Below are 25,485 nucleotides of genomic sequence, written 5' to 3' on the forward strand. Positions count from 1 at the left end.
GGTCAGCGAGGCCGCAGACGGAACACCGGGATACGGCGGTCGGTGCGCTGCTCGTACAGATCGAAGTTGGGCCACACCGAGCGCAACGTCTGCCAGGCCGCGTCCCGCTCGGCATCGAACAGCTCCGTGGCCACGGCCACGGACACCTCACCGTGCACGATGATCTCGATCTCGTCGGCAGCACGGACATTGAACACCCACGCCGGCATCGTCGGCCCGCCGAAATAGGAGCCGGCGATCAACCAGTCCGAGCCGTCCGGGACGGCGAGCAGTTGCGTGGTCCGAATCGCGCCACTCTTTCGTCCCGGCACGCGGATCGTGATGTTCGGCAGGTCGCCGATGTCGAGCAGGCTGAGCCGATGGCCCGACACGGATTGGATGACGCTGTCGCACTTCACGATCTGCGGGAGAAAGCGGGGCATCCAGGTGATCGAACCGATCTTCACCGCGAGTCCGCGCCGCACCTTCATCCGCCCAGTGTGCCATGACGTTCCGGCCCCGGCATCGACTCCCCGGACCTCGTGACGGCGTGTCGACGTGCCCGCAGACGGCTCGGCCGGTGCCGCCGGACCGACGTGATGCCCTCCGGGCCGGCGGACACCCGGGTAGCGTTGCGCACCGTGACGACCGGTGACAGCGCGACGCGGATCCTGATCGACGGTGGCCAGACCGGGACCCGTGTCCGGGTCGAGTCGGCCGTCGACGCCGCGGACCACGACGCGTCGCCGATCCGTACGGACCGACCGGTCGTGGAACAGATAGCCGCGACCGTGCGGGACATCATCGAGGCGGGGACCGAAGCGCCGGGACACGACGATCCGTCGGGCCGGTGGAGGGTCGCGGCCGGCGTATCCGGACTCACCCCCGGCGCCTCACGCCCAGTCGACCTTCTCGAGGCGCTCGCCGGGGTGGGTGTCGTTTCCGTTGCGCTGGCGCACGATTCGGTGACCGCGTACCTGGCTGCGAATCGGCATGAGTTCGGCGCGGTCACCGCGGTCGGGACCGGCGTGGTCACGCTCGGCGTCGGCCGGGGCGGTGTCTGCCGCGTGGACGGTTGGGGTCACCTGTTCGGTGACGCGGGCAGCGCGTATTGGATCGGACGCGCGGGCATCGCGGCGGCCCTGCGCGCATTCGACGGCCGGGGACCCGACACGGCACTCCGCGCGGCCACCGAGGAGGCATTCGGTCCGCTGCCCGAGTTGTACATGTCGGTGCAGGCCGATCCCGATCGGGTCGCCCGCGTCGCCGGTTTCGCACGGACCGTCGACGCCGCGTCGGAGGACGGGGATGCGGTGGCGCAGCGGATCATCGACGACGCCGCCGACGAGTTGGCCACGTCTGCGGTCACCGCATTGGACCGCAGCGGACGCGAAGCGGGTGATCCCGCACGCGTGAGCTGGGTGGGCGGCGTGCTGTCGGCCAGTGACCGACTCCGAAACCGGTTCGTCGACAACGTGTCTCGTCGTGCCCCCGGGGTGTCCGTGGCGCCGCCGCACGGCCGGCCCTTCGACGGCGTCCGACTCCTGGCCGACCTCGACGCCACGCACCCGCTGTCCGGGGAGGTGTACCGCGCAGACTGCCCTCACTAGCGCATGCGGCCTGCACTACGACCGCTCCCCGAGGTGCGAGCGAAGAGAGCACGAAGGGCCACCCCTCTGCTCCCTGAGGAGCGCCCGGAGCTTGCGGAGGGCCACCCCTCTGCTCCCTGAGGAGCGCCCGGAGCTTGCGGAGGGCGCGTCACGAAGGGCTCAGCGACCCTTGAACTCGGGCTTGCGTTTCTCGAAGACGGCGGTGATTGCCTCGGAGAGGTCTTCGCTGGGCAGGAACGCGGAGTTCCACGCGGCGACGTAGCGGAGGCTGTCGTGGACGGCGGCACTGCGCGAATGGTCGAGGACGGATTTGATGCCGTGGACGACCAGCGGCGGATTGTCGGCGATGTCGCGGGCGGTCGACCGGGCGAGTTCGAGGACGGCGTCCTGATCGTCGGCGACGTCGTTGACGAGACCGATCTTCTCGGCGCGGGCGGCGTCGATGTCCTTACCGGTCAGCGCCAGCTCACGCAGGTGGCCGTCGCCGATGATGAACGGAAGACGAGCGAGCGTCCCCACATCGGCGACCATGCCGACCTTGACCTCGCGCACACTGAACTTGGCGTCAGCGCTCGCGTAGCGCACGTCCGCCGCGCAGATCAAGTCGACGCCGCCACCGATGCACCAGCCGGACACGGCCGCGACGACCGGTTTGCGGCAGTCGGCAACCGCGGTGATCCCGGCCTGCAGCTTCCGGAGCGAGTCGAGGAACTCGGTGCGCGGCGCTGCCTTCGCGTCACCGGCGAGGACGCCCGACAGCGTTCCGCCCATCGCGACGAGGTCGAGGCCGTAGGAGAAGTTCTTGCCCGACCCGGTCAGCACCACCGCGCGCACTCCGGGGTCGGTGTCGAGGTGTCCGAACAGCTCGGGCAGTTCCTGCCAGAAGTCCGGCCCCATGGCATTGCCCTTGCCCGGGCCGATCAGGGTGATCTCGGCGATGTGATCGGAGACGGTGACATCGAATGCGGTCCAGGCGCGGTCGTTCCAGGCGTGGTCTGTCATGCGAGGGAGCCTACTCGGCGGTCAGAACCGCTCGTGGCCGGATCCGACCCGCAGCGCCCCGGTTCGGGCCAGGTCGTCACCGGGCACCGACGGTCACACCGCGCCAACCCTGTTAGATGTGGACATGAGCGGATACATCCAGGAAGACATCGACCCGGAGGAGCTCGCGCACCGGACCGAACTCGCGTCCGCGATCGCGGGCAGCGTCCGAGAACTGATCGATGCGACGGTGCGCACCGAGGTCGGCGAAACCGATATCGCGGAGGCGAGGCGCCTCATCGCCGCCGCCACCGACATCCTTCGGAAAGATCAGCTGCCGGGGCCGTTCGGCATCCGGTTCAACGCGGACGGGACCAAGCGGTCCTGGGGCAACGCCGTCCTCGGCCGGCGTAACCCGATCGCACCGCCGGTCGAGATCCGTCACGAGACCGACCACAGCTGGCTCGAGGTCGACCTCGGTCCCCAGTACGAGGGGCCGGCCGGACTCGTTCACGGCGGTGTGCTCGCGCTCGTCTTCGACCAGTTGCTGGGTTCGGCCGCGGAGTTCCAGGGTGTGCCCGGTATGACCGGGACCCTCACCGTGCGGTACCGGCGCGGCACGCCGCTCGGCCCGATCCGCGGCGAGGCGAGGGTCGATCGGGTGGAGGGTGTGAAGACCTTCGTCACCGGGACGATCTCGGTCGACGGTGAGGTCACCGCCGAATCCGAGGGCATCTTCATCCTTCCCCGATGGGCCCGCGGCGAGGTGCCCGAGGCCATGCGAAAGTCGGTCGGCGAGGGCTGAACTCGTCGGTCGAGGACCAAGAGCCGCTCGGATCTGTAATCGGTCGGATCCCCGATGCTCAGACCTGGGCGGGTGCCGATCGTGGACCGACGGGCGAGTAGCGCGCGCACAGGAAGGCGCCGTTGCGGGCGAATTCCCGGAGCTCGAAGTCGTACCGCCGCGGGAAGAGTGGCCGTCCCGATCCGAGGGTGACCGGTGCGATCGAGACCACGACGTCGTCGAGCATGCCGGACTCGGCGAACTGCGCGGCCAGGTCGCCACCGCCCACGATCCAGATGTCACGACCGCCCGCGGCGTCGGTGAGACGGTCACGAAGGTCCGCGGGGTCCCCGCCCACCACCGTGATGGTGTCCGACACCGGCGTGAGGGGCCGATGAGTGAAGACGAACGTGGGGATCTCATATGGCCAGGGTTTCCCGTCCGAGACCTCGTGGTCGAGGATCCACTGGTAGGTGGTCGCACCCATGACGGCCACCCCGACATGCCGGAAGAAGTCGTCGTAGTTCATCGGGCCGCCCTCTTCCTGCGGTTGACTCAACAGCCAGTCGAGGCTGTCGTGGTCGTCGGCGAGGAAGCCGTCGAGGGTGGTCGCCGTGTAGTAGCGGAATGCCATCAGAATCCTCCGGAGTGTCTGCGATGCCACATGATCGGGTCGGGGTCGAGGGTCGGTGCGGACACGTCGACGCCGGACTCCCGCAACATCCACCGGGCGACGAGCCGACGGTGTGCGGAGAACGTCAGGACGTGCGCGACGATCTGCGAGAGCAGGAACGATTCGGGTGGATCGCACAACGCATCGATGACCCGGTCCTGCCATGCGCCGCGGCGATCGATGTCGCGGACCAGAGCCAGCCAGCGCGGTGCGATGTCGCGATGGAGGTCGACGAGGTCGGTCAACTCGGTCGGTGCAGCCGGCGGGAGGTCGGCTCCCTCGATCGTCGACAACCAGGGGAGCTTGTCCGCGACCAGATGCGAGATCACTTGAGCGAGATTCTCTTCCGGCCCACTCCAGGACAGCAGCTGGTTCCCGGCCAGGCGCGGTGCGGTCCATGATGCGACGTCGACATTCTTCGCGGCGTCCAGGAGCGCCTCGATGTCGTCGAGATCGTGGCGAACCATGAGCATCACCACGTTGCCGGCGTCCTCGGTCGTGGGTGAGCCGCTGTCGACGTAGAGCGCAGTGGGCGAGTGGAAGTGGATGCCGTTCGGCGCAGGCAGCCAGTGGCTGTGCTCGCCCACCGCGCCCATCCGGCCGGGACTGTGCCCGAAGGCGCGGCTGAACGCGCGTGCGAAGCCGTCCACCGACGAGTATCCGGACTCGAAGGCCACATCGGTCACCGACTGCCCGCGCTGCAGTAACCACGCGGCACGTTCGAGGAGCACCCGGCGGCGCAGGGCCACCGGTGCCTCGCCTGCGCCGCGCCGCACCTGCCGGGTGAAGTGGAACGGCGACGCGTAGGCGCCCGCGGCCATGTCGTCGAGCGACGTGTTGTCGTCGGACAGCACCGCATCGAGCAGCTGCCGGAGGCGGTCACGGTCGGCCGGGGTGGAGGTCACCATCTGAGTATGGAACCGCGGGGCCCCCGCCCGCCCGACCGAAATTGCTCCACCGGCCTCGGCGGCGGATCAGTCTCTGGTCAGCAGCGGGATCAATCGTTCGGTCTTGGCCTCGGTCCAACCCGGTGGCTGCAGGATCTTGGCCCAGGCGGCGGGGATCGCGGACAGGTAGTTGTGGCCGTGCCCGTCGGGGACACCGACCGAGACGGCCATGTCCGCGCTGACCTGGAGGAACGTCACGAACGGGATCCAGCGCATCGCCGACAGCACGTCGCGGCCGGGATCCTCCTCGAGCCAGTCCGGTTCGCGCAGGATCAACCGCGGATTCCACCAGGAGATCGGATCGGAGGCGTGTTGCAGATACACCGCGCGACCCGACGGTGACACCCATTCGGCGGTCGGCTCGTCGAGATCCGGGGCGTCGGCGATGAATCGGACCTGCCGGCCGTCGTCGTAGGTGGGCAACACCTCCGGGGTCCCGTCGTCTCGTGCCCCGGTCGTGTCCACCCACAGTTTGTTGTTGAAGGTCGGGCCGCTGAACAGGGCGCCGTCGGTACGTGCGCTCAACGCGGGGATGGTCCCGAACGCGGACTCGGCCGCAAAGGATCCGAGGCTCTCGCCGAAGACGACGAGCTTCGGGCGTTGGGCCTCGGGCACCTCGCTCACCCGTTCCGAGACCGCTTCGAAGAGCGCCTGTCCTGCCTGCCGGGCACGTTCCTTGTCGACGAGGAACGACAGCCAGCTCGGTAGGTACGAATACTGCATGCTGACCGTCGCGGTGTCGCCGTTGTACATGTACTCGAGGGAGTCCACGGTGGCCTGGTTGATCCAGCCCGTTCCGGTGGTGGAGGCGACGGCGATGAGTTTGCGTTGCAACCCACCGGCGCGAACGAGTTCGTCCGCGGCCAGTTCGGCATTGGCTCGCAGGTCGCTGCCCGACCCGAGTCCGACGTAGGCGCGGATCGGTTCCATCGCAGGCGTTCCGTTGAACTCGCTCAGCTCGGCCACCGTCGGCGACACGGATACGAAGATGCGGCCTTGCCGCCCGAGCGAATCCCAGGTCACCAGCGAGCCCGGTCCGCCCGAACGCAGCGGGGTCGTCGGCGGGTTGGAGTCGGCGGTGGTCTCGTCGTTGACCGCGGCGAACGACGAGTTCAGGGCCTGCATCCCGTAGTTGGCAACCACGCCATTGAGCACCAGGACCGTGACGATGATGGCGATCGTGGCCGCTGCGAATGCCGAGATGCGCGGAGGCGCAACACGGTTGAGCTTCCGGACGAGCCACACGACACCGTCGCCCCACGCCTGTCCGATGGTCATCAGCAGGGCGAAGACCACGACGGCGATGAGTAGGATCTGCGGGTAGGCGGTCCACGACAGGAGATCGACGCCCATCATGGTCCGGACCTGGTCCTGCCATCGCTGGAATGCGACGAGCATGACCACCGTCCCGGCGATCGCCGCCAGGCCCAGCGCCACCCAGAGGCGGCGCATCGGTGCGGGCCACGGATCGTCCCGGGAGATCATGTAGCGGATCAGCCACGAGACGCCGACGCCGAGGCCGTACCCGACGGCCGCCGAGGCCCCGCTCACGATGCCTTGGAACAGCGGACCGCGGGGCAGGAGCGACGGTGTCACCGCCAACCAGAAGAAGAGGAGCGCGACCGTCAGCCCGACACACGAATACCGGTGGAGTCGGCGTCGCCACCAGGACGGCTTCGACTCGTCGGCCGGACCGGTGACGCCGACGCGCTCCGGGACCGGCGATTCATCCGGTTCCGGAGCGGCGGGTGGCTGCGCGGTGGGTGTTGTCGACGACACGGGTTCCTCTTTTCTCGAGAACCCGAAAACCGTAGCACCGGTCGCGGTGTGGCAGCGGCGCTTACGGCGACCGTGACCGTCGTGCCACCGGTCGGCGTCCGTTACTTGACCTCGGACCTCAGGATTCGCAGGACACCGACACCGAGGGGCAATCCGATCCAGATCACGGCGGAGACCAGCATCCTCGCCCATTCGCCCCCGGTTGCCCAGTCGGCTTCCTGGAAGGGCACGTTGGTCAGTCCGGTGTCGACCCACTGCCCGAGGTTGTCGTTGAACCAGGGAACCAGCTGACTCACCACGGTCAGTGCGGTGGGCAACGCGAAGTAGGCGACGATGGCGCCCGGGGTGTTCAGGACAAGAGCGGCGAATCCGAACCCGAGCAGCAAGCCGAAGGTCTGCGACACAAACGAATTGACGAACCCGGCGAGGGTGAGGTCCCAGGCGCCCGCGGGATCGGCGAACGCCAGACCCGCGATTCCGTTGCCGATGACGCCGAGGATGAGCGCGACCGCGACCGCCGCGACCGCGGTGAGGAGCGCCGCCACCAGTTTGGCCCCGATGACGCGCTGGCGTCGCGGCTCGAGTGTGAACGTCGTCAGGGCGGTGCGCTGACTCCACTCGCCGGTCACGAGCAGGATCGCCAGGATCGGCAGGATGATGCCGGTCGGGATGTTCATCATCCCGAAGAACTGTCCGAGGTTGAGGTTCTCGGGGCTGTTGCGGTTCGCGATGAGCATCGCGACCACCACGACGGCCGCGATGACCCCGATGGAGGCGGTCAGCCAGAACCCGGCACGGGTGTCCACGAGCTTGCGGAGTTCGACCCGGACGAGCCGGGAGAACGGGATCCCGGGACGGTTGACGTCGATCGCGTCGGCCGCCGGTACGGGCGTACCGAAGTCGGCGAGGGTCATCGGTTTGCTCCTTCGAGAGTGGTGTGTTCGCGCTGGGTCTCGGCGGTCAACTGCAGGAACATGGCCTCGAGTTGGGCGCCGTCGGCCGGACGCAGTTCGGTGAGGACGACCCCGACAGCGGCCGCCGCGCGGCCGACGTCGACCGGATCGGCATCGACGTCGAGTCCACCGGAGGTGTTGCGTTGCACGGTGATACCGGCGGCCACGAGCGCCTCACCGAGAGCGGCGTCGTCGAGCGACCGGACGCGTGTGCCGGCGCCGGCGAGCAACTCGTCCTTGGTGCCCTGCGCCACGATCCGGCCCTGGCCGATCACGACGATGTCGTCGGCGACGATCTCGATCTCGTGGAGGAGATGCGACGACAGCAGCACCGTCCCGCCGCGGTCGGCATAGCCGCGCAGCAGGGTTCGCATCCAGTGGATACCGGCCGGGTCGAGTCCGTTGGCCGGTTCGTCGAGGATGAGGATCTTAGGATCGCCGAGCAGTGCCGCGGCGATGCCGAGCCGCTGACGCATACCGAGGGAGTAGTTGCGCACTCGTCGTCCGGCTTCCTCCGGGGTGAGGCTGACCAGTTCGAGCATCTCGTCGACGCGGTCGCGGCCGATGCCCATCGTCATCGCCGACAAGCGCAGCACCTCTGCGCCGGTTCGGCCGGCGTGCTGTGCCGAGGCGTCCAGGAGGATGCCGACCTGCGTCGCCGGATTCGGGATCGTCCGATAGTCGACGCCGTACAGCTGGGCCACTCCGGAGGTCGGTGGCGTCAGTCCGGCGATGATCCGCATCGTCGTCGACTTCCCGGCGCCGTTGGGGCCGAGGAATCCGGTCACCTGCCCGGGGCGGCAGGTGAAGGACACGTCATCGACCGCGACGTAGTCGCCGTAGCGCTTCGTCAGATTCTTCACAGTGATCATGTCGTCCATCGTGTCGTTCCCGCGTGGAGCGCACATCGGGCGTCCGGACACCGTCGTATCGGCCGAAAGTCGTAGGGGTGGGCACCCATCGGTCGGACGCAGACCACGTCGGAGTACGACTACGGTGACGGTGTGCGTCCCGAGCAGTATCAACCCCCGATGACGTGGACCGGCCGACTGTGGCGGCTCGCGGTCATGCTCGTCGTGTCCGGGGTCGCCTTCGGGACCCGTGCCGCCTACTTGTGGGACAACGCACGCTGGTGGTTTGTGATCGATCTCGCGTTCGGGGTGTTGTCCTACATCGTGATCTGGTGGCGGCGTACGCATCCCGTACCGGTGACCACGTTCACCAACATCGTCGGCATGGTGTCGTCGACGACGCTCGGACCGGGCCTTCTCGCGATGGTGTCCCTGTCCTCTCGACGGCGGTGGGTCGAGATCATCCCGCAGGCTGCCCTGTCCTTCGGAGTCGGGATGATCGCACTCACCTTCTTCGCGACCCCAGCCGAACAAAACGGCCCGATCATCGTCCAGTACGCGGTGACGGCGGTCGCGACAGCGGCGATGGTCGCCTGGGGCCTCTACATCGGTTCGCGCCGTGAGCTTCTCGCCAGCTGGCAGGCGCGCGCTCTCGCGTCCGAGGCGGAACAGCAGGCGAAGGTCATGCAGGCGCGTTCGCTGGAGCGGGCGCGGATCGCCCGGGAGATGCACGACATCCTCGCGCATCGCATCTCGGCCATGAGTATGTCGGCAGGTGCGTTGGCCTACCGCTCGGATCTGTCCGGCGAGCAGATCCGCGAGACGGCGCAGACCATCCAGGAGACCTCACATCTGGCGCTGACCGAGCTCCGGGAGGTGCTCGGGGTTCTGCGCGAAGGGCCCGGCGACGCCACTCCGGAAGAACCGCAGGGGGTGCCCGACCTGTCGGCGCTGATCGAGGAGGCCCGCCGGTTGGGCATGCGTCTGGAGAGCCGCTGTGACATCGACGTGAGTTCGTTGAGCCCGGGGATCTCGCGGACGTTGTACCGATGCGTGCAGGAGGCCTTGACCAACGCGCGCCGCCACTCACCGAGTGCGCCGGTGACCCTGCACGTCCGCGGCGGACCGGAGCACGGGGTGGACCTGCTCGTCGAGAACCCACTACCGCTGTCGATGGGTTCGAATGCTTCCTCACCGGGATTCGGCCTCGTCGGCCTCGCCGAGCGGGTGCAGCTGCACGGCGGCCGGCAGTCGGCGACGGTCAGTGAGGACAAACGCTTCCTGCTGCACGTCTGGCTACCGTGGCAGTCATGACCGCCCGCATCATGATCGTCGACGACGACCCGCTCGTCCGTTCCGGACTCCGGCTTCTCCTCGGGGGCGATCCAGGTCTCGACATCGTCGCCGAGGCCGGCAACGGTCAGGAGGCCCTCGACATCCACGGCGCCGCGCCCGTGGACCTCGTGCTCATGGATCTGCGGATGCCCGTCCTCGACGGGATCGCGGCGACCGGCCGATTCAAGGAGCTGACCTCACCGCCGGCGGTCATCGTCCTGACGACCTTCGACGCCGACGACTATGTGGTCCGCGCACTCGCGATGGGCGCCGACGGCTTTCTCCTCAAAGACACACCGCCCGACGACATCGTCGCCGCGATCCACGAGGTTCTCGACGGTCGGCCCGCGCTCAGTCCCTCGGTGACCGCCGCATTGATCAAGCAGGTCGTGAGCACCGGTGGCAGTCGTGCGTCGTCCGCGTCCGGGCGGGTCGACCAGCTCACGGCACGTGAACGCGACGTGGCCGTCGAACTGGCCCGCGGCGCGTCGAACGCCGAGATCGCCCAACGCCTCTACATGAGTCTCGCGACCGTCAAGGCGCACATCTCGCACATCTTCGCCAAGCTCGATGCGACCAACCGAGTCCAGGTCGCGATCCTCATGCACGATGCCGGGATGGTGTGAGCGCGTGGGTCTGCCGAGATCTACCGTCGCTGGCGCTCACGTGCCGGTCGAGCCCCTATCTGCCGGTTGAGCCCTCACCTGCCGGTTGAGCCTGTCGAAACCCCTGGTCCCGTCACCAGCGGGAGGTCGAGTGTCGTGCGAAGTCCCGGGGGGCCGTCGACGACCGCGGGGATGGCGTTCACGATCCGGCCCGCGGCGGCGACGATGGCGGCGTGGTTGTGGTCGCCTTTCCGGCTCGTCGGGCAGATGTCGACGGTGTACGACGGTTCACCGGTGATCTCGACCCGATAGCACCCACCCGGCTGGGCGGGTTGGGCCCAGTCCGGCCGGAGGTCGCCCCGGAGCCGCGTCACGTGCTCGATGACGATCACCGGTTCGCCGGCCACCTTGCCGATGATCTCGAAACGGACGGCAGCCCGGGTGCCCGCGGCGATATGACCGGCCGCGATGTCGAAATCCTCTGGGGCGGGATCGCTTTCGGAGACCTCCTCGATGTCGTCGACGACGACGCCGAGACCGGCGGCCAATTGCCGGATCGTCGTCCCCCACGCGAGTCCGAGCACACCCGGCAGGAACAGCATCGGCGTCTCGTCGATCGGTTTGCCGAAGCCCATGACGTCGAACATCACCGTGGCCCCGTCATACGTGGCGTAGTCCGCGATCTCCATGCAGCGCACCTGCTCGACCCGCTGGCAGGTGCCCGCGAAGACGAGCGGGATGAGGTCATTGGCGAAGCCGGGGTCGACGCCGGTCACGAACAGGCCGGCTCCGCTGGCGGCGGTGGTCTCCTCGATCTTGGCGATTGCCTTCGCGGGCATCACGTCCCAGGGGTACTGCAGGGTGTTGGGGGAGGACCCGACGACATGGACACCGGCGGCGAGGATGCGCACCACATCGTCGAATGCCTCGACCGGACGGGTGTCGCCCATGGCACAGTAGACGACGCAGTCAGGTTTCGTGGCGATCGCCTCGTCGACGTCGCCCACCGCCAGGACTCCGGTGGGCGTGTCGACTCCGGCCAGCGTCGCGGCGTCGACTCCGACCTTCTCCGGTGTGGACACGGACACCGCCGCGAGTTCGAACCGCGGGTCCTCGATCAGCTGGGTGAGACACAACCGGCCGACGTTGCCGGTTCCGACGAGAGCTACCCGGATGGTCATGGCGTGGGACTCCTTGCACTCGGTTGTCGCCGGTAGGCGCGGTGTACACCTGTCCGGACGTTTGTCTGTTCAGTAGACCATTTCTCGGTGGAACCTGTTCTATTTTCGTTCCGGTCGCGGTAGCGTTGCCGCCCATGGGACGCGTAGACGACAAGGTTGCAGTGATCACCGGCGGTTCACGGGGCATGGGTGCCGAGCACGCCCGCGCCCTCGTTGCCGAGGGCGCGAAGGTGGTGATCGGCGACATCCTCGACGACGAGGGCAAGACCCTGGCCGCCGAACTCGGGGATGCGGCACGTTACGTCCACCTCGACGTCACCTCGCCCGAGGACTGGCAGACCGTGGTCTCGACCGCGGTCGACGAGTTCGGGAAGCTCAACGTCCTGGTGAACAACGCGGGCATCGTGAACGGGTCGACGATCCAGAAGTTCCGGCTCGACAAGTGGAAGCAGATCCTGGACGTGAACCTGACGGGCACATTCCTCGGCATCCAGGCGGTCGCCGACCTGATGATCGACGCGGGCGGGGGGTCGATCATCAACGTGTCCTCGGTGGAAGGCCTGCGCGGAAGTCCCTGGGCGCACGGTTACGTCGCGAGCAAGTGGGGTGTCCGCGGTCTGGCGAAATCGGTTGCGCTGGAACTCGCCCCGCACAACGTGCGGGTCAACTCGATCCACCCGGGTCTCATCCGCACCCCGATGACCGAGGGGATTCCCGATGACATGGTGACCGTCCCCATGGGCCGGGCCGCGGAGTCACGCGAGGTGTCGACTTTCGTGGTGTTCCTGGCGAGCGATGAGTCGTCGTATGCGACCGGTGCCGAGTTCGTGATGGACGGCGGCCTCAGCGCCGACGTGCCGCACAAGTGAAGGCCCACACCAGGACGACCATCCCGATCAGTTCGACGAGCGTCTGCGTGATGACCGTCGCCGCGGCGAGTTCCGCGCCGACCGGCACGGCCAGTGCCAGTGGGAGGACGACGAGCGAGTTCCGCGTGGCACCGGAGAAGACGACCGCGGTCGCCGGTTCCGGCGCCAGTCGGAACAGGCGCGCCACCGCGAATCCGATCGCCACCATGATGACCAGGAATGCGGCGTAGACCGGGATGACGCCGGCGATGTCGGCGAACCGCGAACCGACCAGGGGTACCTGAGAACTCACGGCGACGAACAGCACGGCCACCATCAGAGGAACCATGGATGCGTCGGCCCCGGCCGACATCCGACGGCCGGTTGCAGACCGGTTCGCCCACGCCTGGGTGGTCCACGCCAAGGCCAACGGGCACACGATGAGGATCAGAAACGCCCACAGGAAGGGTTCCGGCTCGATCACCGATCGCCCGTCGCCGAGGAGCACCAGCAGGTAGAGCGGTGTCAACAGCATCTGGACGAGGAGCAGCAGCGGCGTGGCCGCGAGGAGCCGGCGGGCGTCGCCGCCGCCGAGACCGGCGAACACCACGACGTAGTCGACACACGGGCACAAGAGGACCAGCAGGGCGCCGAGCCGTATCGCATCGTCGGCTGGTAGTCCGAGGGACAGCACGGCGACCACGAGTGGGGCGACGACGAAGTTCACCAGCAGCACGGCGAGCATGAACCTGCGGTCGCGCCACGAAGCGAGCAGGTCGGACAGGCGGATCTGCAAGAAGGTGACGTAAAGCAGAGCGGCCAGCAGCGGCGTGATCGCCGCCTCGAGACCTCCGGCCGCGCCCGGCGCGAGCAGTCCGGCACCCAGTCCGGCGAGGATGGCGGCGAGATACAGCGCGACCTGATGGCGTTCGAGACGATCGACGGCGGTCGCAGGATCGGGCACCGCATCATTCTGCGACACCGCACACTCGTTCATCGACACCGCGGTGGCGCGGTACGGCAGACTCGACGGGTGACCACCCCGTCCCGGCGTACCGATGTCGCGCTCCTGGTCGTCGTGGTCGCGCTCCTCGTCGCGGTGAACTTCGGCGCGCATGTCGCGGACGGCGTGTTGTCGGTGGCGATCGTCCCGGCTGCAGCCGTCGTGGCCGTGGTCATCGCCCGCCTGGCCGGCCTCGGCTGGCGTGACCTCGGCCTGAGCCGCGCCGAACTACGCGCCGGCATCCCGGTCGCGGTTGCTGCGGTCCTGGTGGTCGCCGCCGTGGTCTCGACGGCGGTGGCCATCCCGGCGACGCGCGAGTTCTTCCTGTCCGACCGATACGACGACACCTCCGAGGCACTCCTCGCGGCGTTCGTCATCATTCCGCTGCAGACCGTTCTGCCCGAAGAAGTTTTGTTCCGCGGTGTGCTGCAAGGAGTTCTGGGCCGGTTGTTCGCCCCGTTGACGACGCTGGTCGTCGGCGCGGTCGCGTTCGGCCTGTGGCACATCCTCTCCTCGACGGGCCTCACCGCGGGCAACGAGGGCCTGAGCGGCATCCTCGGCTCCGGGATGCCTGCGCAGATCGCCGGGATCGCGGGTGCCGTCGTGGCGACGGGGGCCGCGGGTTTCGTACTCGGCTGGCTGCGCCAGCGCACCACGAGTCTCCTCGCGCCGATCGCGCTGCACTGGGCCTTGAACGCGACCGGGGCCATCGGCGCCGCGGTGGCGTGGCAGGTGTCGTAGACCGGCAAGCCTCCGCTCCGTCTTCCGGCAGAACGCAAAACCTCAGGGACCAGCGACCGCCTCACTCGCGTTCGGCACGATCAAGCGGTTCCGAAGATGCGGTCTCCCGCATCACCGAGTCCTGGACGGATGAAGCCGTTGTCGTCGAGTTCCCGATCGACCGCGGCCGTGTAGATGGGCACGTCGGGGTGCGCGCGGTGGAGCACCCCGATGCCCTCCGGGCAGGCGAGCAGACAGACGAACTTGATGGACTTCGGACCGTACTCCTTGATGCGGTCGATCGCGGCGACCGCTGAATGTCCGGTCGCCAGAAGCGGATCGACGATCACGACGTCACGTTCGGACAGCTCCGACGGCATCTTGAAGTAGTACTCGACGACCACCATGGTCTTGGGATCGCGGTACAGGCCGATGTGTCCGACTCGCGCGCCCGGGACCACGGTCAGCATGCCGTCGGCGATGCCCGCACCGGCACGCAGCACCGCGGCGAACACCAGCTTCTTGCCGTCGATGACCCGTGCGGTGGTGGTCTCGAGGGGTGTGTCGATGGTGACCTCGTGCATCGGGATGTCGCGTAGGACGTCGTAGGCCATGAGGATGGAGATCTCGTCGAGGAGGCGACGGAAGTCGTTGGTCGACGTCTCCTTACGACGCATCAGCGTCAGCTTGTGTTGCACGAGCGGATGGTCGATGACGGCGACGCTGCTCATGGAAACCTCTCGGTCGTCGGTAGATGAGGTGTGCGGATCCGGCCGTGTGCCGATGCTGCGCTCAGAACACGGTGCCGGTACTTCGAATCGACAACGGCGGCAGTCCGTGTCGAAGCCGGCCCGCCAGGATCCGGCCGGCCGACCAGGTTCCGCCCTCGAGCACGCAGGCGAGAGGCATGGTGGTCGTATCCGCGCCGAAACGTGCGCGCACGCGGTCGGCGACCTCGTCGATGAGCGCGACGGTGAGCGCGCGCCATTCGACGACGAGTTCGTCGCCGACCTCCCACTCATGGTCCGCCCAGCTCGCGTCGCGGAGCTCGAGCACACCGGAGTCGAGCAGCAGGCCACCGTTGCGGTACTCGGGGAGACCGGTCAGCTCGTCGAGTCCGGTCACCTGGACACCGGACCACCGAAACGGCTCGAGCAGTGAATAGGTCAGCCACTGCGACAGTTTGTGGAACGGCACCCAGCCGGCGGTGAGGCCCGGACCGACGACCGCGTCGTGGTGCCAGCAGTCGCCCAGTGGATGGGCGTCGATCGCGTTGTCCGACGGCCAGATCGCGCCGAGGTGGTCGAGGACCGCGTTCAGGATGTCCACCGCGGACACCTCCGCGCGCCCACCGCGGGTGAGGTGATCGAACAGGCCGCCGGGTCGTGCGTCCGGACCGAATATCTCGGGCCGGCCGGCCAGGACCTCGCCCAGGCGACGCAGGAGGTCGGCCCGTCCGGACAGTCCGGTGAGGGAGTTGTCGGGACCCACCTGGAAGGCGGCGCCGAGAGCATCGGCGCTGATCCGGTTCAGGCCCGCGGCATCGACCCGTAGCGGATCCGCCGGGTCGCTCGAGAACAGTCCGTCACAGAACGCCGCCCAGCTCGCGACCCCAAGTCCTTCCGAACGCGTCAGGACGAGCCCGGTCGACTGTTCGCGAAACGACCACTCGGGTCCGGCCCCGGCATCCAGCAGAACACTGACGAGCACGACGTCGATGAGGGCCCGGGTCCGCTCGGCCGAACCGGCCGTCGGCAAAGCGGCGTCGAGAGCGCCGAGACGGTCGACGCCACCGGCCTCGAAGTGTCGCCACCGGCTGTGAAAAGGTATGTCCCCGTCGGGATACCGGGATGCGGTCGTCTCCGCGACGAGGTCGGCCACCGCGTCCAGTTTCACGTCGTGGACCACAAACCACGGGGAGTCACCGGCCCGTGCCCGTTCGAGGAGTTGTCGCGACCGGCTCCGGACGGTGGCGGTCGACCGCAGCAGGCGGGCCGCCTGCGACGCCGACAACTCCACCTCTGGCGCTCCGGTCATCACAACCCCCGGCCCTTGACCTGGCGCAACTGCTCGGCGTCGGGGACCGGTCCGGGGGTGAAGTAGCCGGCGGCCATCTTCGCGTCGATCTCGACCCGGGCATCGGCGGGGACCAGTTCGTCGGGGATGTTGACGCGCTCGCCGACCTCGATACCCGAGCCGGTGATGGCGTCGTACTTCATGTTCGACATCGACACCAGGTGATGGATTCTGGTGATGCCGAACCAGTGCAGGACGTCGGGCATGAGCTCCTGGAACCGCATGTCCTGCACGCCCGCAACGCATTCGGTGCGTGCGAAGTACTGGTCTGCGGTGTCACCACCGAGCTGCCGTTTACGTGCGTTGTAGACGAGGAACTTGGTGACCTCGCCGAGTGCACGCCCCTCCTTGCGGGAGTAGGCGACCAGGCCGACGCCACCGCGCTGGGTGCCGCGGATGCACTCCTCGATCGCGTGTGTCAGATATGGACGGCACGTACAGATGTCCGAGCCGAAGACGTCGGAGCCGTTGCATTCGTCGTGCACCCGTGCCGTCAGTTCCACCGAGGGATCGGCGAGGTCGCGGGCGTCGCCGAAGATGTAGACCGTCTGTCCGCCGATCGGTGGCAGGAAGACCTCCAGGTCCGAGCGCGTGACGAGTTCGGGGTACATGCCCCCGGTCTCCTCGAACAACACCCGACGCAGCTCGGCTTCGGAGCAACCGAAACGATCGGCCACCCCGGGGAGGTGCCACACCGGTTCCACCGCCGCCTTGGTGACCAGGGCGGCGCCGTTGGGCAGCAGGACCTCGCCGTCGGGGACGAGACGGCCCTTCTCGATGGCCTCGGCGATCTCGGGGAGGATGACGTGGGCCTTGGTCACCGCGATGGTCGGCCGGATGTCGTACCCACGGCGGATCTCGTCGGGGAAACTCTCTGCGACCGTTGCTCCCCAGGGATCCAGCGAGACGATGGCGCGCGGGTCACCCCATTGCGGATACGGCCCGATGTGGTCGGTGGGTGAGGTGTTGGTGAGATCGGCCCGGTGTTCTCGTGCGAGGGCGCCGGCGGCGACGGCCAGTGCGCGATAGACGCTGTAGGAGCCGCTGTGGGTGCCGATGACGTTGCGATGCGCTCGCGTGCCCGTCGTCCCGATGACGGGACCGCGTTCGGCCGCGGTGCCGGCCCCCCAGCGGATGGGCGGCGCGTCGATCCCGCCGCTGTGTGAGGTCAGTCGGATGTGGCCCAGGGACCTGTGCTCGCCGGACATCGTCGTCGTCCTCACCTTCTGTCGAGACGGTCACCCGCCACTTCAGGGAAAGCGCCAGCATAGTTCCGGATGCCCGTGTCCGCCGGGTGATGCCGAACGGCGATGCCGAACGCCGCGGCGGCGGCACCCACCGAGGGTGCCGCCGCCGCGTCCCGGACGTCTCGACCAGATGAGTCGGCTTCCGTCAGACGTCGAACCGGTCGAGGTTCATCACCTTGTCCCAGGCCGCGACGAAGTCGTTCACGAACTTCTCGGCAGCATCGTCGGTTGCGTAGACCTCGGCGAGGGCACGCAACTGGGAGTTCGACGAGAACGCCAGATCGGCGCGGGTGCCGGTCCAGATCTGCTGACCGGTGGCGCGATCGCGACCGATGTACACGTTCTCTTGATCCGACGCCGACCAGGCCGTCGACATGTCCAGCAGGTTGACGAAGAAGTCGTTCGTCAGGACGCCGGGGCGATCGGTCAGGACACCGGCGGTCGACCCGCCGAAGTTGTTGCCCAGGACGCGGAGTCCACCCACCAGCACGGTCATCTCGGGAGCGCTGAGGGTCAGCAGCGCCGCCTTGTCGACGAGGGCGAACTCGGCCGGGAGGACGCCGGCCTTGCCGACGTAGTTGCGGAACCCATCGGCCTTCGGTTCGAGGTGCGCCAGGGAATCGACGTCCGTTTCCTCCTGCGAGGCGTCGGTACGCCCCGGTGTGAACGGCACGGTGATGTCGATGCCGGCGTCTCGCGCGGCCTTCTCCACGGCCGCCGCGCCGCCGAGGACCACCAGGTCGGCGAAGGAGATCGTCGCCCCGGACTCCCCGGTGAACGAGTCCCGGATGCCCTCGAGCGTGCGGACCACAGGTGCCAGCTCGTCGGGTTCGTTGACCTCCCACGAGGACTGCGGCTGCAAGCGGATGCGGCCGCCGTTGGCACCACCGCGCTTGTCGCTACCGCGAAAACTCGACGCCGCCGCCCAGGCGGTCTTGACGAGTTGCGCGACAGTCAATCCCGACTCCAGCAGCGTCGCCTTCAGGTTCGCGACGTCGGTCGCGGACACGACCGGTCCCTCATGCGCCGGGACATTGTCCTGCCAGAGGTAGGTCTCGGTCGGGACCAGCGGACCGCGATAGCGGACGGCGGGCCCCATGTCGCGGTGCAGCAGTTTGAACCAGGCCTTGGCGAATTCGTCGGCCAGTTCCTCGGGACGGTCCAACCAGCGGCGGGTGATCCGCTCGAAACCCGGGTCGTACCGCATCGCCAGGTCGGTGGTCAGCATCGACGGGTGGGTGGTGTCCTCGCCGAACGCCTTCGGGACGGTGCCCGCCCCGGCCCCGTCCTTCGGACGCCACTGGTTGGCACCGGCCGGGCTCTTGTAGAGCTCCCACTCGTAACCGTAGAGGGTCTCGAGAAAGGCGTTGTCCCAGGTGGTGGGGGTGGGATTCCAGATCACCTCGAGGCCACTGGTGATCGCGTCGGCGCCCTTGCCCGTCCCGTGTGAGCTGGTCCACCCGAGGCCGGCGTCCGCGACGTCTGCTGCCTCGGGCTCGGGACCCACCAGTCCGGCGTCACCGGCGCCGTGGGTCTTGCCGAAGGTGTGGCCGCCGACGATCAGGGCGGCGGTCTCGACATCGTTCATCGCCATGCGCGCGAACGTCTCCCGGATGTCCACCGCAGACGCGAGAATGTCCGGATTGCCGTTCGGCCCTTCCGGATTGACATAGATGAGACCCATCTGCACCGCGGCAAGCGGATTCTCGAGGTCACGGTTGCCCGAGTACCGCTGGTCGGCGAGCCACTCGAGTTCGGGTCCCCAGTAGACCTCGTCGGGCTCCCACTCGTCCACGCGCCCGAAGGCAAAGCCGGCGGTGGTGAATCCCATCGACTCCAGAGCGACGTTCCCGGCGAAGACCAGCAGGTCGGCCCAGGACAACGCCGTGCCGTACTTCTTCTTGATCGGCCACAGCAGGCGGCGCGCCTTGTCCAGGTTGGCGTTGTCCGGCCAGCTGTTGAGCGGGGCGAATCGCTGCATGCCGGCACCGGCGCCGCCGCGGCCGTCCTCCACCCGGTAGGTGCCCGCGGCGTGCCAGGACATGCGGACGAACAGGCCGCCGTAGTGGCCGAAGTCGGCGGGCCACCAGTCCTGGGAGTCGGTCATGAGTGCGGTCAGATCGGCGCGCAGCGCTTCGACGTCGAGGGTTTCCAGGGCCGAGTCGTAGTCGAAGTCGGCGTCCATCGGATTCGCGACATCCGGATTGTGCTGCAACACCTTGAGATTCAACTGGTTCGGCCACCAGTCCCGGTTGCCGCCGCCCTGGGTGGGGGGCTTGAGCCGGCCGTGCGCGACCGGGCATGTGCCCCCGTCGGCGGGCTCGGTGTTCGCCTCGGCGATCGGGGGATGCTCCCGGGCTTCCGGGGAAGGCGGAGCAGAGACGGACGAGGGGTCGTGCGGTGCCATCTGGGTTTCCTTTCGGGCACGATGAGAACTGCGATCGCCGGGGCGGTGATCACAGACCGGGAGCGGAGTGTGTTGTCGGGCTATCGGCCGGAGCCGGGGGTGCAGTCGGGGCAGTAGCCCCAGTAGATGACCTCGGCTTCGTCGATGACGAAACCCCGGTCGTCGGACGGGGTCAGGCACGGGGCTTCGCCGGTTGCGCAGTCGACGTCGCCGATGAATCCGCATGTACGGCATATCACGTGGTGATGGTTGTCCCCGACGCGTGACTCATATCGAGACGCGTGGCCCGATGGTTGGATACGCCGGATCAGCCCGGCTGAGGTCAGCACGCCCAGAACGTCGTACACCGTCTGTTGCGAGACCTCGGGCAGCCGTTCGCGAGCGGCACGGAGTACCTCGTCGGTGTCGGCATGGGGGTGGGCACGTACGGACTGCATCACCACGATGCGTGGACGGGTCACCCGCAAACCGGCCGCCCGGAGATGCCGGGTGCAGTCGTCGTCGGTGAGCATGGCGTCCATCGTGCCCATGTTTCTGGAATCATTCAAGTTTACCGAGAAAGTGAGGTGCCGATCACGCAGGCTCGGCGTCGTAAGATCGGGCCATGCCGACTGCGACGCCGACTCGTGCGCGGGTGACCCGGTGAGCCGATTCGACGAGATCGTCGACGAGCTCTACGGTCTCGCGCCCGACGCGTTCGTGAAGCGCCGGAACGAACTCGCTCGCGAGGCCAAGGCGGACGGTGATCGTGAACTCGCCGGGCGGATCGACAAGCTCCGTCGACCGACGCAAGCGGCTTGGGCCATCAATCAATGGGTGCGCGCGCATCCCGACGACAGTGCGCTCATCGCCGAGTTGGCGTCGGAACTGACCGTGGCACAGCGTCGCTCGGCGGTCGACAAGATGCGCGCGTTGTCCCGACGCCGCCAGGAACTGATCAACTCGTCGGTGACCGCGGTTGCGAGGGCCGCGGCCGACCGTCGGGTGCGGCTGGCAGACAGCGCCATTCGCGAGGTCACGCAGACATTGCGCGCCGCAGTGGCCGACCACGACGTGCTCGAGCAGGTGTTGCGGGGCAACCTCACCGCATCCGCCGAGTACAGCGGCTTCGGACCCGCCGGGGTGTTCGTGGTTCCGGAGCCGTCGCCGGAAGCCGATCGGAGCGAGGCCGAGACGCGCGACGCGTCAAGTGCTGCCGACGATTCGGAACCCTCGTCGTCCGATGACACCGACCGCGAATCCGACCGCGAACGTCGGGAGCTCGAAGCCCGGTTGACCGACGCGGAGGCGGGCGAGCGGGCAGCGCGATCTCACCTCGAGGATGCGTCGGACACGGTGGACGGCGTGTCGTCGGAGGTCGACGAGATCGTCGGCCGAGCCCAGGAACTGCGGGCGGAGCTGGCGCGGTGCGAGGAATCGTTGCGCTTTGCGCGGCAACGTCTCTCGACCGCCGAGCAGGGGCGGTCCGAGGCGCGGATCGCTCTCCGTGAGGCGGTCGCGGCCACCAACGAGATCCGCGCGGCGCTCGCCGAGCTCTGAGGGCGCCGCGGTGCCCCCGCGTCGCCGTAGGTCAGCGCGTCAGATGGAAGCGCAGCAACTCGGTGCTGCCGTTGAGCGCGCGACCCCAGTACCCGCCCCGGCCGTCGGCCCGGAGTTCGTCGCGCACGAATCCGACGGTGGTCCCCGAATAGTCCACGACGATGACGGGCGCGCCGTCCTGCACCGAGCGGCCGCGGTAGACCGCACCGGGGAAGGCCCAGCCGACCGCGGTGCTGTTGACGACACGCGAGCCGGTGAAGTTCTTGCCGAACCACACGGTGTCGGCGATGGGTGCGCTGGTGACGTTGCCGCGTTAGTACCCACTCGGCATCGGTGGGGCGGCCAGTGCTGTCCCGGGGGCGACAAGGGTGAGTACTCCGGCGATCGCAACCGCGGCCGCCGGTGCGGCGCAGTGCCTGTATCGAGAGTCGAGTGTGGTGCTCATCTGTCCAGTGAACGCCCGTGCCATCTCGATGACCTGGGATCGGCCATGCCGATGCGAAATCGAAAGCGACGGTCAGTGGCCGAGGAGGCGGAGCGAGTCGTCGCGTCGGAGCACGAAGAAGTACGGCTTCGGCGAACCCTTCAGATCCATGGCGCCCAAGACGGCGTCGTCGGAGATCCGGTGGAAGACGTCGTTGATCGGCAACTGGTCATACGACATCGTCGCGGTGTCGGTGCCGCGGTACCGGGTGGTGCGCAACCGGGCGCGTGACCGCCGGGTCTGGCTCAGCAGACGGGTTGCCGCGATCGGAGTCGCGAAGGACATCGAAGTGACCCCCGGTGCCTTCTCGGCGACGCCGAGTCCGCCGAAGGCTATCGCGGGGTTCATCGCCCACAGCGCCGAACCGTCGCGGGTCGGGAAGAGCAGGGGGTGCACGGTCTCGGCATCCACGAACTGTTTTCCCCACCAGCCGCTTGCGGCCAGGAACCCGTCCAGCGGGTGATCGGTCGGGAGCTCGGCACCGCGCCAGGTGCCGATCATGAAGTCGGGTTCGACCGCGGGGGAGGAGTCGAACAGGTTGAGCGCCTCGGCGGTCGTGGTCGGTGTGGTGGGCAGGATCTCGCGCACATGCATGTCGACGATCGTACGTGCAAAGACACAGGATCTGAAGAATGTCGCAACGATGGCCCGGCTGGGCGATCGCGGCGAGACGCTCGACGTCCCGGAATAGCCGTTCCGCTCACCGGGTTGCCGCAGGCATGACCCACTCCACGTATGACCCCCGTGATCTCCTCGCCGAAGGTGGTCTCGGTGTCCTCGCCACGATCAAGGCATCGGGACTTCCGCAGCTGTCCCCGGTGACCCCTTTCTACGACCGCGACGCCGAGACCATCTATGTCTCGATGACCGAGGGCCGGGCCAAGACCGCGAATCTCAGGCGCGATCCGCGCGCGGCCCTGGAGATCACCGGGCCCGACCGCTACACCTGGGCGACCGCGGAGGGCACCGTCACGCTGATCGGCCCGGGCACCGAAACGGACGGACCCGAGGTCGAGGCGCTCGTGGACTATTACCGCAAGGCCGCAGGCGAACACCCGGACTGGGACGAATACCGCAGCGTGATGGTCGCCGACCGTCGCGTTCTCATGGTCATGTCGGTGGACCGGGTGTACGGCGAACGTCTTCGCTGAGGTGGCGGCGCCGGGGTCGACGAGATTGCGATGACGAATTAGGACACGGGCTGTCCTCGCGATGACGCAGAGTGGTTCCCATGGCGACAGACTTTCAGGTGACGTTCGATTGTGGTGACCCGGCTTTGTTGTCGGGGTTCTGGGCCGAGGTGCTCGGCTACCGGCTCCAGGACCCACCGCCCGGCTTCGACAGCTGGGATGCCGCGCTCGAGGCCTTTGGTGTCCCGCCGGAACGCCGGAACGACGCGTCGGGCGTGATCGATCCCGACGGACGCGGGCCCCGGTTGTTCTTCCAGCGCGTCCCCGAGGGGAAGGCGGCGAAAAACCGGGTACACCTCGATGTTCGTGCGGCGCCCGGTCTGCGCGGCGATGATCGGATGGCCGCCTTGGAAGCCGAGGCAGACCGGCTCGTCGCGTTGGGCGCGACCAGGGTCGAACGGCACGACCCCGCACCACCGCTCGGCGAGGGGCACATCGTTCTGCAGGACCCCGAGGGCAACGAGTTCTGCCTGGACTAGGGTTCTCGACGCGACCGAGCGCGCTATGTCCGCTCTGTCGCTACGGAATCCGGTGTCAGGGAGATGTTTCCGGCCCTGCCCAGCGTCCCGTCGAGGTCTGGTTGTTCGAAGGTGACCTCGGCGGAACGCCCCTCCACCGAGAGTGTGGCAATGGTGTTGCCGAACAGTGGGCCGAGAGTGTTGCGCCAGGCGACCGGTAGGTCGGGCGATCCGCCGCGACGGGCCCACCGACGCACAACGGAGGCGAGCCGAGTGGACCACCCCACCCGGAACACCACCTTGATATAGGGCGGGATCGCGTTGTGCACCGGTGAACACACCAACTGGTGCACGTCCGCACTGGTCGCATCCGAAAACGTGGCACGCGCCGCATAGCTGTGGTGGACATCGCCGGACAGCACGCTGATCGTCGCCGGTCCCGGGTCGCGGCTCGCGACCCGGCGGATCATCTCGCTGAGCCGGACGAAGGAGTCGAAGAAGGCCGGCCAGTGCTCGAGGTCGGCCCCCTGCCGGATCTTCTCGGCCAGTCGTCCTCGACGCCCCGACTGCCGGGCGCCGATCTCGTTGAGGGTCTCCGCATCACCGATGACCGGCGGCAGCAACCACGGCAGCGACGAACCGAGCACGAGGTGGTCGAGCCGTTCGAGATCATCCTCGACCTGGTTCTCGACCCACTCGAATTCGACGTCGCTCAACATCTTCCGCGTTCCGCCGGAGAGGATGCGCCCGTTGCGGGAGTCGATCATGATCAGCCGGGTGTTGCCCAGATCCCAGCGGAAACTGAACCGGATGCCCTTCGTCCCGTCGGTCTCGCGATCGGCGCGATCCGCAACGTCGACGAGGTGGGGCCAACAGTCGCCGTCGATGTCGCGGACGCGGCGGTAGTCCTCGGACTCGCGGAGTTCGGCCGGGGAGAGGTTGCCGAGATGCTGATACACCCAGTACGAGGCCAGGCCCGCACGAATCCGGTCCTGCCACCAGGGCTTCTCACCCATCTGTCGACGCCAGGTGTCGGAGGTGTTCCAATCGTCGCGGATGTCGTGATCGTCGAAGATCATGGCGGTCGCCACGGTCGAGAGGATCCACCGGATCTCGGGGTCTCCCCAGGTGTGTCGATACAGGCCTTCGTACTCCTCGAAGTCGACGACCTCGTCCGCCGGTCCGGCGGTCGACGTCCGACTCGATTCGAGCGACTCCTTCACCTGCGGGGTCAGCTCGTCGGCGTACACCTGGTCGCCGAGCAGGATGAGCGTGTCCGGCCATTCTTCGACGGGGAGATGGCGCATGCGGATGGCATAGCAGTCCAGCGCGTCGAGTCCGAGTTTCTCGTCGAGCTTCGGATCCTCGGCCCGGGGGTACCGGCAGGATCCGAACACGAAGCGGTGCCGGTCGGCGGTCTCGGGGCCACGGGTCCGGATGACGCTGGGCGGGAACTCCGTGTCGGGGAGCGGCCACTCGAGGGCACCGTTGACGCGGACCTGGTACTCGGTGGTGGTGTCGGGTACCAGGCCGGTGACCTCGACCAACGCGTAATGGTGACCGGATACCTCGAAGGTCCGGGTGCCGCACCCGAGGACCTCCACCTCGCCCGGTTCGTCGGTCTGCACCCAGACCAGCGCGGAGGTCTCGTCGACGTGCCGGAGGATCGGACCCAGAACCAAAGCCATTCGATCAGAGTAGGCCGTCGCGTCGGCTCGTGCGGCCACGTCGATCGGCGCGATGACTTCGCCCGGGTCGACGAGTCTGTACTCCTGGTGCGTCTGCCTGCAGGGATGCAAGCCGACGGCGGCAGGGCAGGTGTATGGCGAATCGAA

26 protein-coding genes are annotated in these 25,485 nt (G+C 68.0%); 9 read left to right on the forward strand and 17 right to left on the reverse strand.

The genetic code is table 11. The features are described from left to right. Window positions 1-2: 2 nt before the first annotated feature. Window positions 3-470 (reverse strand): nitroreductase family deazaflavin-dependent oxidoreductase, encoded by a 468-nt coding sequence (locus AB4Z55_RS13825; RefSeq protein ID WP_101821475.1) that lies wholly within the window; start codon window positions 468-470, stop codon window positions 3-5. Between the two features lie 150 nt (window positions 471-620). Here AB4Z55_RS13825 and AB4Z55_RS13830 point away from each other — a divergent pair, with 150 nt between their 5' ends. Then, window positions 621-1,589, forward strand: a complete 969-nt coding sequence (locus AB4Z55_RS13830; RefSeq protein ID WP_248642747.1) for an N-acetylglucosamine kinase — start codon at window positions 621-623, stop codon at window positions 1,587-1,589. A 159-nt stretch (window positions 1,590-1,748) separates the two neighbouring features. Here AB4Z55_RS13830 and AB4Z55_RS13835 read toward each other — a convergent pair whose 3' ends face one another. Further along, complete coding sequence (locus AB4Z55_RS13835; protein ID WP_248642745.1) at window positions 1,749-2,591, reverse strand: crotonase/enoyl-CoA hydratase family protein; 843 nt, start codon at window positions 2,589-2,591, stop codon at window positions 1,749-1,751. A 124-nt stretch (window positions 2,592-2,715) separates the two neighbouring features. Here AB4Z55_RS13835 and AB4Z55_RS13840 point away from each other — a divergent pair, with 124 nt between their 5' ends. Then, window positions 2,716-3,375 (forward strand): PaaI family thioesterase, encoded by a 660-nt coding sequence (locus AB4Z55_RS13840; RefSeq protein WP_248642743.1) that lies wholly within the window; start codon window positions 2,716-2,718, stop codon window positions 3,373-3,375. 58 nt (window positions 3,376-3,433) lie between these two features. On the opposite strand, the gene AB4Z55_RS13845 is transcribed toward AB4Z55_RS13840, so the two are convergent. The 5 genes from AB4Z55_RS13845 to AB4Z55_RS13865 all read right to left on the reverse strand — a co-directional run bounded on the left by AB4Z55_RS13845 (window position 3,434) and on the right by AB4Z55_RS13865 (window position 8,578). Then, complete coding sequence (locus tag AB4Z55_RS13845) at window positions 3,434-3,988, reverse strand: dihydrofolate reductase family protein (protein WP_239399089.1); 555 nt, start codon at window positions 3,986-3,988, stop codon at window positions 3,434-3,436. Further along, a complete protein-coding gene (locus AB4Z55_RS13850) occupies window positions 3,988-4,935 on the reverse strand; it encodes a helix-turn-helix transcriptional regulator (protein ID WP_248642741.1) in 948 nt (315 codons plus the stop codon). The genes AB4Z55_RS13845 and AB4Z55_RS13850 overlap by 1 nt, the downstream gene beginning before the upstream one ends. Before the next feature lie 66 nt (window positions 4,936-5,001). After that, the gene (locus tag AB4Z55_RS13855; RefSeq protein WP_239399085.1) at window positions 5,002-6,753 is read right to left on the reverse strand and encodes an alpha/beta-hydrolase family protein; all 1,752 of its coding nucleotides are present in this window, start codon (window positions 6,751-6,753) and stop codon (window positions 5,002-5,004) included. Between the two features lie 101 nt (window positions 6,754-6,854). Next, complete coding sequence (locus AB4Z55_RS13860; RefSeq protein ID WP_101822655.1) at window positions 6,855-7,667, reverse strand: ABC transporter permease; 813 nt, start codon at window positions 7,665-7,667, stop codon at window positions 6,855-6,857. After that, entirely contained in the window at window positions 7,664-8,578 is a 915-nt protein-coding gene (locus AB4Z55_RS13865; RefSeq protein WP_239399081.1) for an ABC transporter ATP-binding protein, read from the reverse strand. Before AB4Z55_RS13865 ends, AB4Z55_RS13860 begins: the two co-directional genes overlap by 4 nt. A 159-nt stretch (window positions 8,579-8,737) precedes the next feature. On the opposite strand from AB4Z55_RS13865, the gene AB4Z55_RS13870 reads away from it, so the two are divergent. Together AB4Z55_RS13870 and AB4Z55_RS13875 are read left to right on the forward strand one after the other, a co-directional pair. Beyond that, window positions 8,738-9,871: a sensor histidine kinase gene (locus AB4Z55_RS13870; RefSeq protein ID WP_369519904.1), complete on the forward strand. Its 1,134-nt coding sequence runs from the start codon at window positions 8,738-8,740 to the stop codon at window positions 9,869-9,871. Beyond that, window positions 9,868-10,518, forward strand: a complete 651-nt coding sequence (locus AB4Z55_RS13875) for a response regulator (protein WP_369519905.1) — start codon at window positions 9,868-9,870, stop codon at window positions 10,516-10,518. The genes AB4Z55_RS13870 and AB4Z55_RS13875 overlap by 4 nt, the downstream gene beginning before the upstream one ends. 74 nt (window positions 10,519-10,592) lie before the next feature. On the opposite strand, the gene AB4Z55_RS13880 is transcribed toward AB4Z55_RS13875, so the two are convergent. After that, window positions 10,593-11,678: a diacylglycerol kinase gene (locus tag AB4Z55_RS13880; RefSeq protein ID WP_369519906.1), complete on the reverse strand. Its 1,086-nt coding sequence runs from the start codon at window positions 11,676-11,678 to the stop codon at window positions 10,593-10,595. A 134-nt stretch (window positions 11,679-11,812) separates the two neighbouring features. On the opposite strand from AB4Z55_RS13880, the gene AB4Z55_RS13885 reads away from it, so the two are divergent. Next, window positions 11,813-12,547: a glucose 1-dehydrogenase gene (locus AB4Z55_RS13885; protein ID WP_004018701.1), complete on the forward strand. Its 735-nt coding sequence runs from the start codon at window positions 11,813-11,815 to the stop codon at window positions 12,545-12,547. Here AB4Z55_RS13885 and AB4Z55_RS13890 read toward each other — a convergent pair. Then, window positions 12,522-13,523: an arsenic resistance protein gene (locus AB4Z55_RS13890; protein ID WP_369519907.1), complete on the reverse strand. Its 1,002-nt coding sequence runs from the start codon at window positions 13,521-13,523 to the stop codon at window positions 12,522-12,524. The two genes, AB4Z55_RS13885 and AB4Z55_RS13890, sit on opposite strands and share 26 nt — an antisense overlap. A 36-nt stretch (window positions 13,524-13,559) precedes the next feature. On the opposite strand from AB4Z55_RS13890, the gene AB4Z55_RS13895 reads away from it, so the two are divergent. Continuing rightward, window positions 13,560-14,270 (forward strand): lysostaphin resistance A-like protein, encoded by a 711-nt coding sequence (locus AB4Z55_RS13895; protein ID WP_369519908.1) that lies wholly within the window; start codon window positions 13,560-13,562, stop codon window positions 14,268-14,270. Window positions 14,271-14,350: 80 nt separating this feature from the next. On the opposite strand, the gene upp is transcribed toward AB4Z55_RS13895, so the two are convergent. The 5 genes from upp to AB4Z55_RS13920 all read right to left on the reverse strand — a co-directional run bounded on the left by upp (window position 14,351) and on the right by AB4Z55_RS13920 (window position 20,491). Continuing rightward, the gene (upp, locus tag AB4Z55_RS13900; RefSeq protein ID WP_369519909.1) at window positions 14,351-14,980 is read right to left on the reverse strand and encodes a uracil phosphoribosyltransferase; all 630 of its coding nucleotides are present in this window, start codon (window positions 14,978-14,980) and stop codon (window positions 14,351-14,353) included. Window positions 14,981-15,041: 61 nt separating this feature from the next. Next, the gene (locus AB4Z55_RS13905; protein ID WP_369519910.1) at window positions 15,042-16,286 is read right to left on the reverse strand and encodes a URC4/urg3 family protein; all 1,245 of its coding nucleotides are present in this window, start codon (window positions 16,284-16,286) and stop codon (window positions 15,042-15,044) included. After that, complete coding sequence (locus tag AB4Z55_RS13910; RefSeq protein WP_004018696.1) at window positions 16,286-17,533, reverse strand: GTP cyclohydrolase II; 1,248 nt, start codon at window positions 17,531-17,533, stop codon at window positions 16,286-16,288. Before AB4Z55_RS13910 ends, AB4Z55_RS13905 begins: the two co-directional genes overlap by 1 nt. A 184-nt stretch (window positions 17,534-17,717) precedes the next feature. Next, window positions 17,718-19,979 (reverse strand): catalase/peroxidase HPI, encoded by a 2,262-nt coding sequence (gene katG / locus AB4Z55_RS13915; protein ID WP_369519911.1) that lies wholly within the window; start codon window positions 19,977-19,979, stop codon window positions 17,718-17,720. Between the two features lie 80 nt (window positions 19,980-20,059). Further along, entirely contained in the window at window positions 20,060-20,491 is a 432-nt protein-coding gene (locus AB4Z55_RS13920; RefSeq protein ID WP_064570279.1) for a Fur family transcriptional regulator, read from the reverse strand. 130 nt (window positions 20,492-20,621) lie between these two features. Here AB4Z55_RS13920 and AB4Z55_RS13925 point away from each other — a divergent pair, with 130 nt between their 5' ends. Beyond that, window positions 20,622-21,518, forward strand: coding sequence for a hypothetical protein (locus tag AB4Z55_RS13925; RefSeq protein WP_369519912.1), 897 nt, complete (start codon window positions 20,622-20,624; stop codon window positions 21,516-21,518). 31 nt (window positions 21,519-21,549) lie between these two features. On the opposite strand, the gene AB4Z55_RS13930 is transcribed toward AB4Z55_RS13925, so the two are convergent. Beyond that, on the reverse strand, window positions 21,550-21,795 hold the full coding sequence (locus tag AB4Z55_RS13930) for a hypothetical protein (RefSeq protein WP_369519913.1): 246 nt from the start codon (window positions 21,793-21,795) through the stop codon (window positions 21,550-21,552). 240 nt (window positions 21,796-22,035) lie between these two features. After that, on the reverse strand, window positions 22,036-22,596 hold the full coding sequence (locus AB4Z55_RS13935; RefSeq protein WP_369519914.1) for a DUF4334 domain-containing protein: 561 nt from the start codon (window positions 22,594-22,596) through the stop codon (window positions 22,036-22,038). Between the two features lie 125 nt (window positions 22,597-22,721). Between AB4Z55_RS13935 and AB4Z55_RS13940 the strand changes: the two genes are divergently transcribed. Together AB4Z55_RS13940 and AB4Z55_RS13945 are read left to right on the forward strand one after the other, a co-directional pair. Then, window positions 22,722-23,153 carry a PPOX class F420-dependent oxidoreductase gene (locus AB4Z55_RS13940; RefSeq protein ID WP_369519915.1) on the forward strand — a complete coding sequence of 144 codons (432 nt, stop codon included), beginning with the start codon at window positions 22,722-22,724 and terminating at the stop codon, window positions 23,151-23,153. An 80-nt stretch (window positions 23,154-23,233) separates the two neighbouring features. After that, a complete protein-coding gene (locus AB4Z55_RS13945; protein ID WP_369519916.1) occupies window positions 23,234-23,671 on the forward strand; it encodes a VOC family protein in 438 nt (145 codons plus the stop codon). A 23-nt stretch (window positions 23,672-23,694) separates the two neighbouring features. On the opposite strand, the gene AB4Z55_RS13950 is transcribed toward AB4Z55_RS13945, so the two are convergent. After that, complete coding sequence (locus tag AB4Z55_RS13950; RefSeq protein WP_369519917.1) at window positions 23,695-25,338, reverse strand: alkaline phosphatase D family protein; 1,644 nt, start codon at window positions 25,336-25,338, stop codon at window positions 23,695-23,697. Between the last annotated feature and the right edge of the window lie 147 nt (window positions 25,339-25,485).

Source organism: Gordonia sp. ABKF26 (assembly GCF_041103195.1).
In the GTDB taxonomy this organism is placed as follows: Bacteria; Actinomycetota; Actinomycetes; order Mycobacteriales; family Mycobacteriaceae; genus Gordonia; species Gordonia terrae.

Coding starts and splice junctions, on each gene's coding strand:
- AB4Z55_RS13920 (WP_064570279.1), bottom strand. CDS start 20,491: ATGCTCACCGACGACGACTGCACCCGGCATCTCCGGGCGGCCGGTTTG.
- AB4Z55_RS13905 (WP_369519910.1), bottom strand. CDS start 16,286: ATGACCGGAGCGCCAGAGGTGGAGTTGTCGGCGTCGCAGGCGGCCCGC.
- AB4Z55_RS13840 (WP_248642743.1), top strand. CDS start 2,716: ATGAGCGGATACATCCAGGAAGACATCGACCCGGAGGAGCTCGCGCAC.
- AB4Z55_RS13850 (WP_248642741.1), bottom strand. CDS start 4,935: ATGGTGACCTCCACCCCGGCCGACCGTGACCGCCTCCGGCAGCTGCTC.
- AB4Z55_RS13880 (WP_369519906.1), bottom strand. CDS start 11,678: ATGACCATCCGGGTAGCTCTCGTCGGAACCGGCAACGTCGGCCGGTTG.
- AB4Z55_RS13875 (WP_369519905.1), top strand. CDS start 9,868: ATGACCGCCCGCATCATGATCGTCGACGACGACCCGCTCGTCCGTTCC.
- AB4Z55_RS13945 (WP_369519916.1), top strand. CDS start 23,234: ATGGCGACAGACTTTCAGGTGACGTTCGATTGTGGTGACCCGGCTTTG.
- AB4Z55_RS13870 (WP_369519904.1), top strand. CDS start 8,738: ATGACGTGGACCGGCCGACTGTGGCGGCTCGCGGTCATGCTCGTCGTG.
- AB4Z55_RS13935 (WP_369519914.1), bottom strand. CDS start 22,596: ATGCATGTGCGCGAGATCCTGCCCACCACACCGACCACGACCGCCGAG.
- AB4Z55_RS13950 (WP_369519917.1), bottom strand. CDS start 25,338: ATGGCTTTGGTTCTGGGTCCGATCCTCCGGCACGTCGACGAGACCTCC.
- AB4Z55_RS13835 (WP_248642745.1), bottom strand. CDS start 2,591: ATGACAGACCACGCCTGGAACGACCGCGCCTGGACCGCATTCGATGTC.
- upp (WP_369519909.1), bottom strand. CDS start 14,980: ATGAGCAGCGTCGCCGTCATCGACCATCCGCTCGTGCAACACAAGCTG.
- AB4Z55_RS13825 (WP_101821475.1), bottom strand. CDS start 470: ATGAAGGTGCGGCGCGGACTCGCGGTGAAGATCGGTTCGATCACCTGG.
- AB4Z55_RS13890 (WP_369519907.1), bottom strand. CDS start 13,523: ATGAACGAGTGTGCGGTGTCGCAGAATGATGCGGTGCCCGATCCTGCG.
- AB4Z55_RS13845 (WP_239399089.1), bottom strand. CDS start 3,988: ATGGCATTCCGCTACTACACGGCGACCACCCTCGACGGCTTCCTCGCC.
- AB4Z55_RS13885 (WP_004018701.1), top strand. CDS start 11,813: ATGGGACGCGTAGACGACAAGGTTGCAGTGATCACCGGCGGTTCACGG.
- katG (WP_369519911.1), bottom strand. CDS start 19,979: ATGGCACCGCACGACCCCTCGTCCGTCTCTGCTCCGCCTTCCCCGGAA.
- AB4Z55_RS13940 (WP_369519915.1), top strand. CDS start 22,722: ATGACCCACTCCACGTATGACCCCCGTGATCTCCTCGCCGAAGGTGGT.
- AB4Z55_RS13860 (WP_101822655.1), bottom strand. CDS start 7,667: ATGACCCTCGCCGACTTCGGTACGCCCGTACCGGCGGCCGACGCGATC.
- AB4Z55_RS13865 (WP_239399081.1), bottom strand. CDS start 8,578: ATGATCACTGTGAAGAATCTGACGAAGCGCTACGGCGACTACGTCGCG.
- AB4Z55_RS13910 (WP_004018696.1), bottom strand. CDS start 17,533: ATGTCCGGCGAGCACAGGTCCCTGGGCCACATCCGACTGACCTCACAC.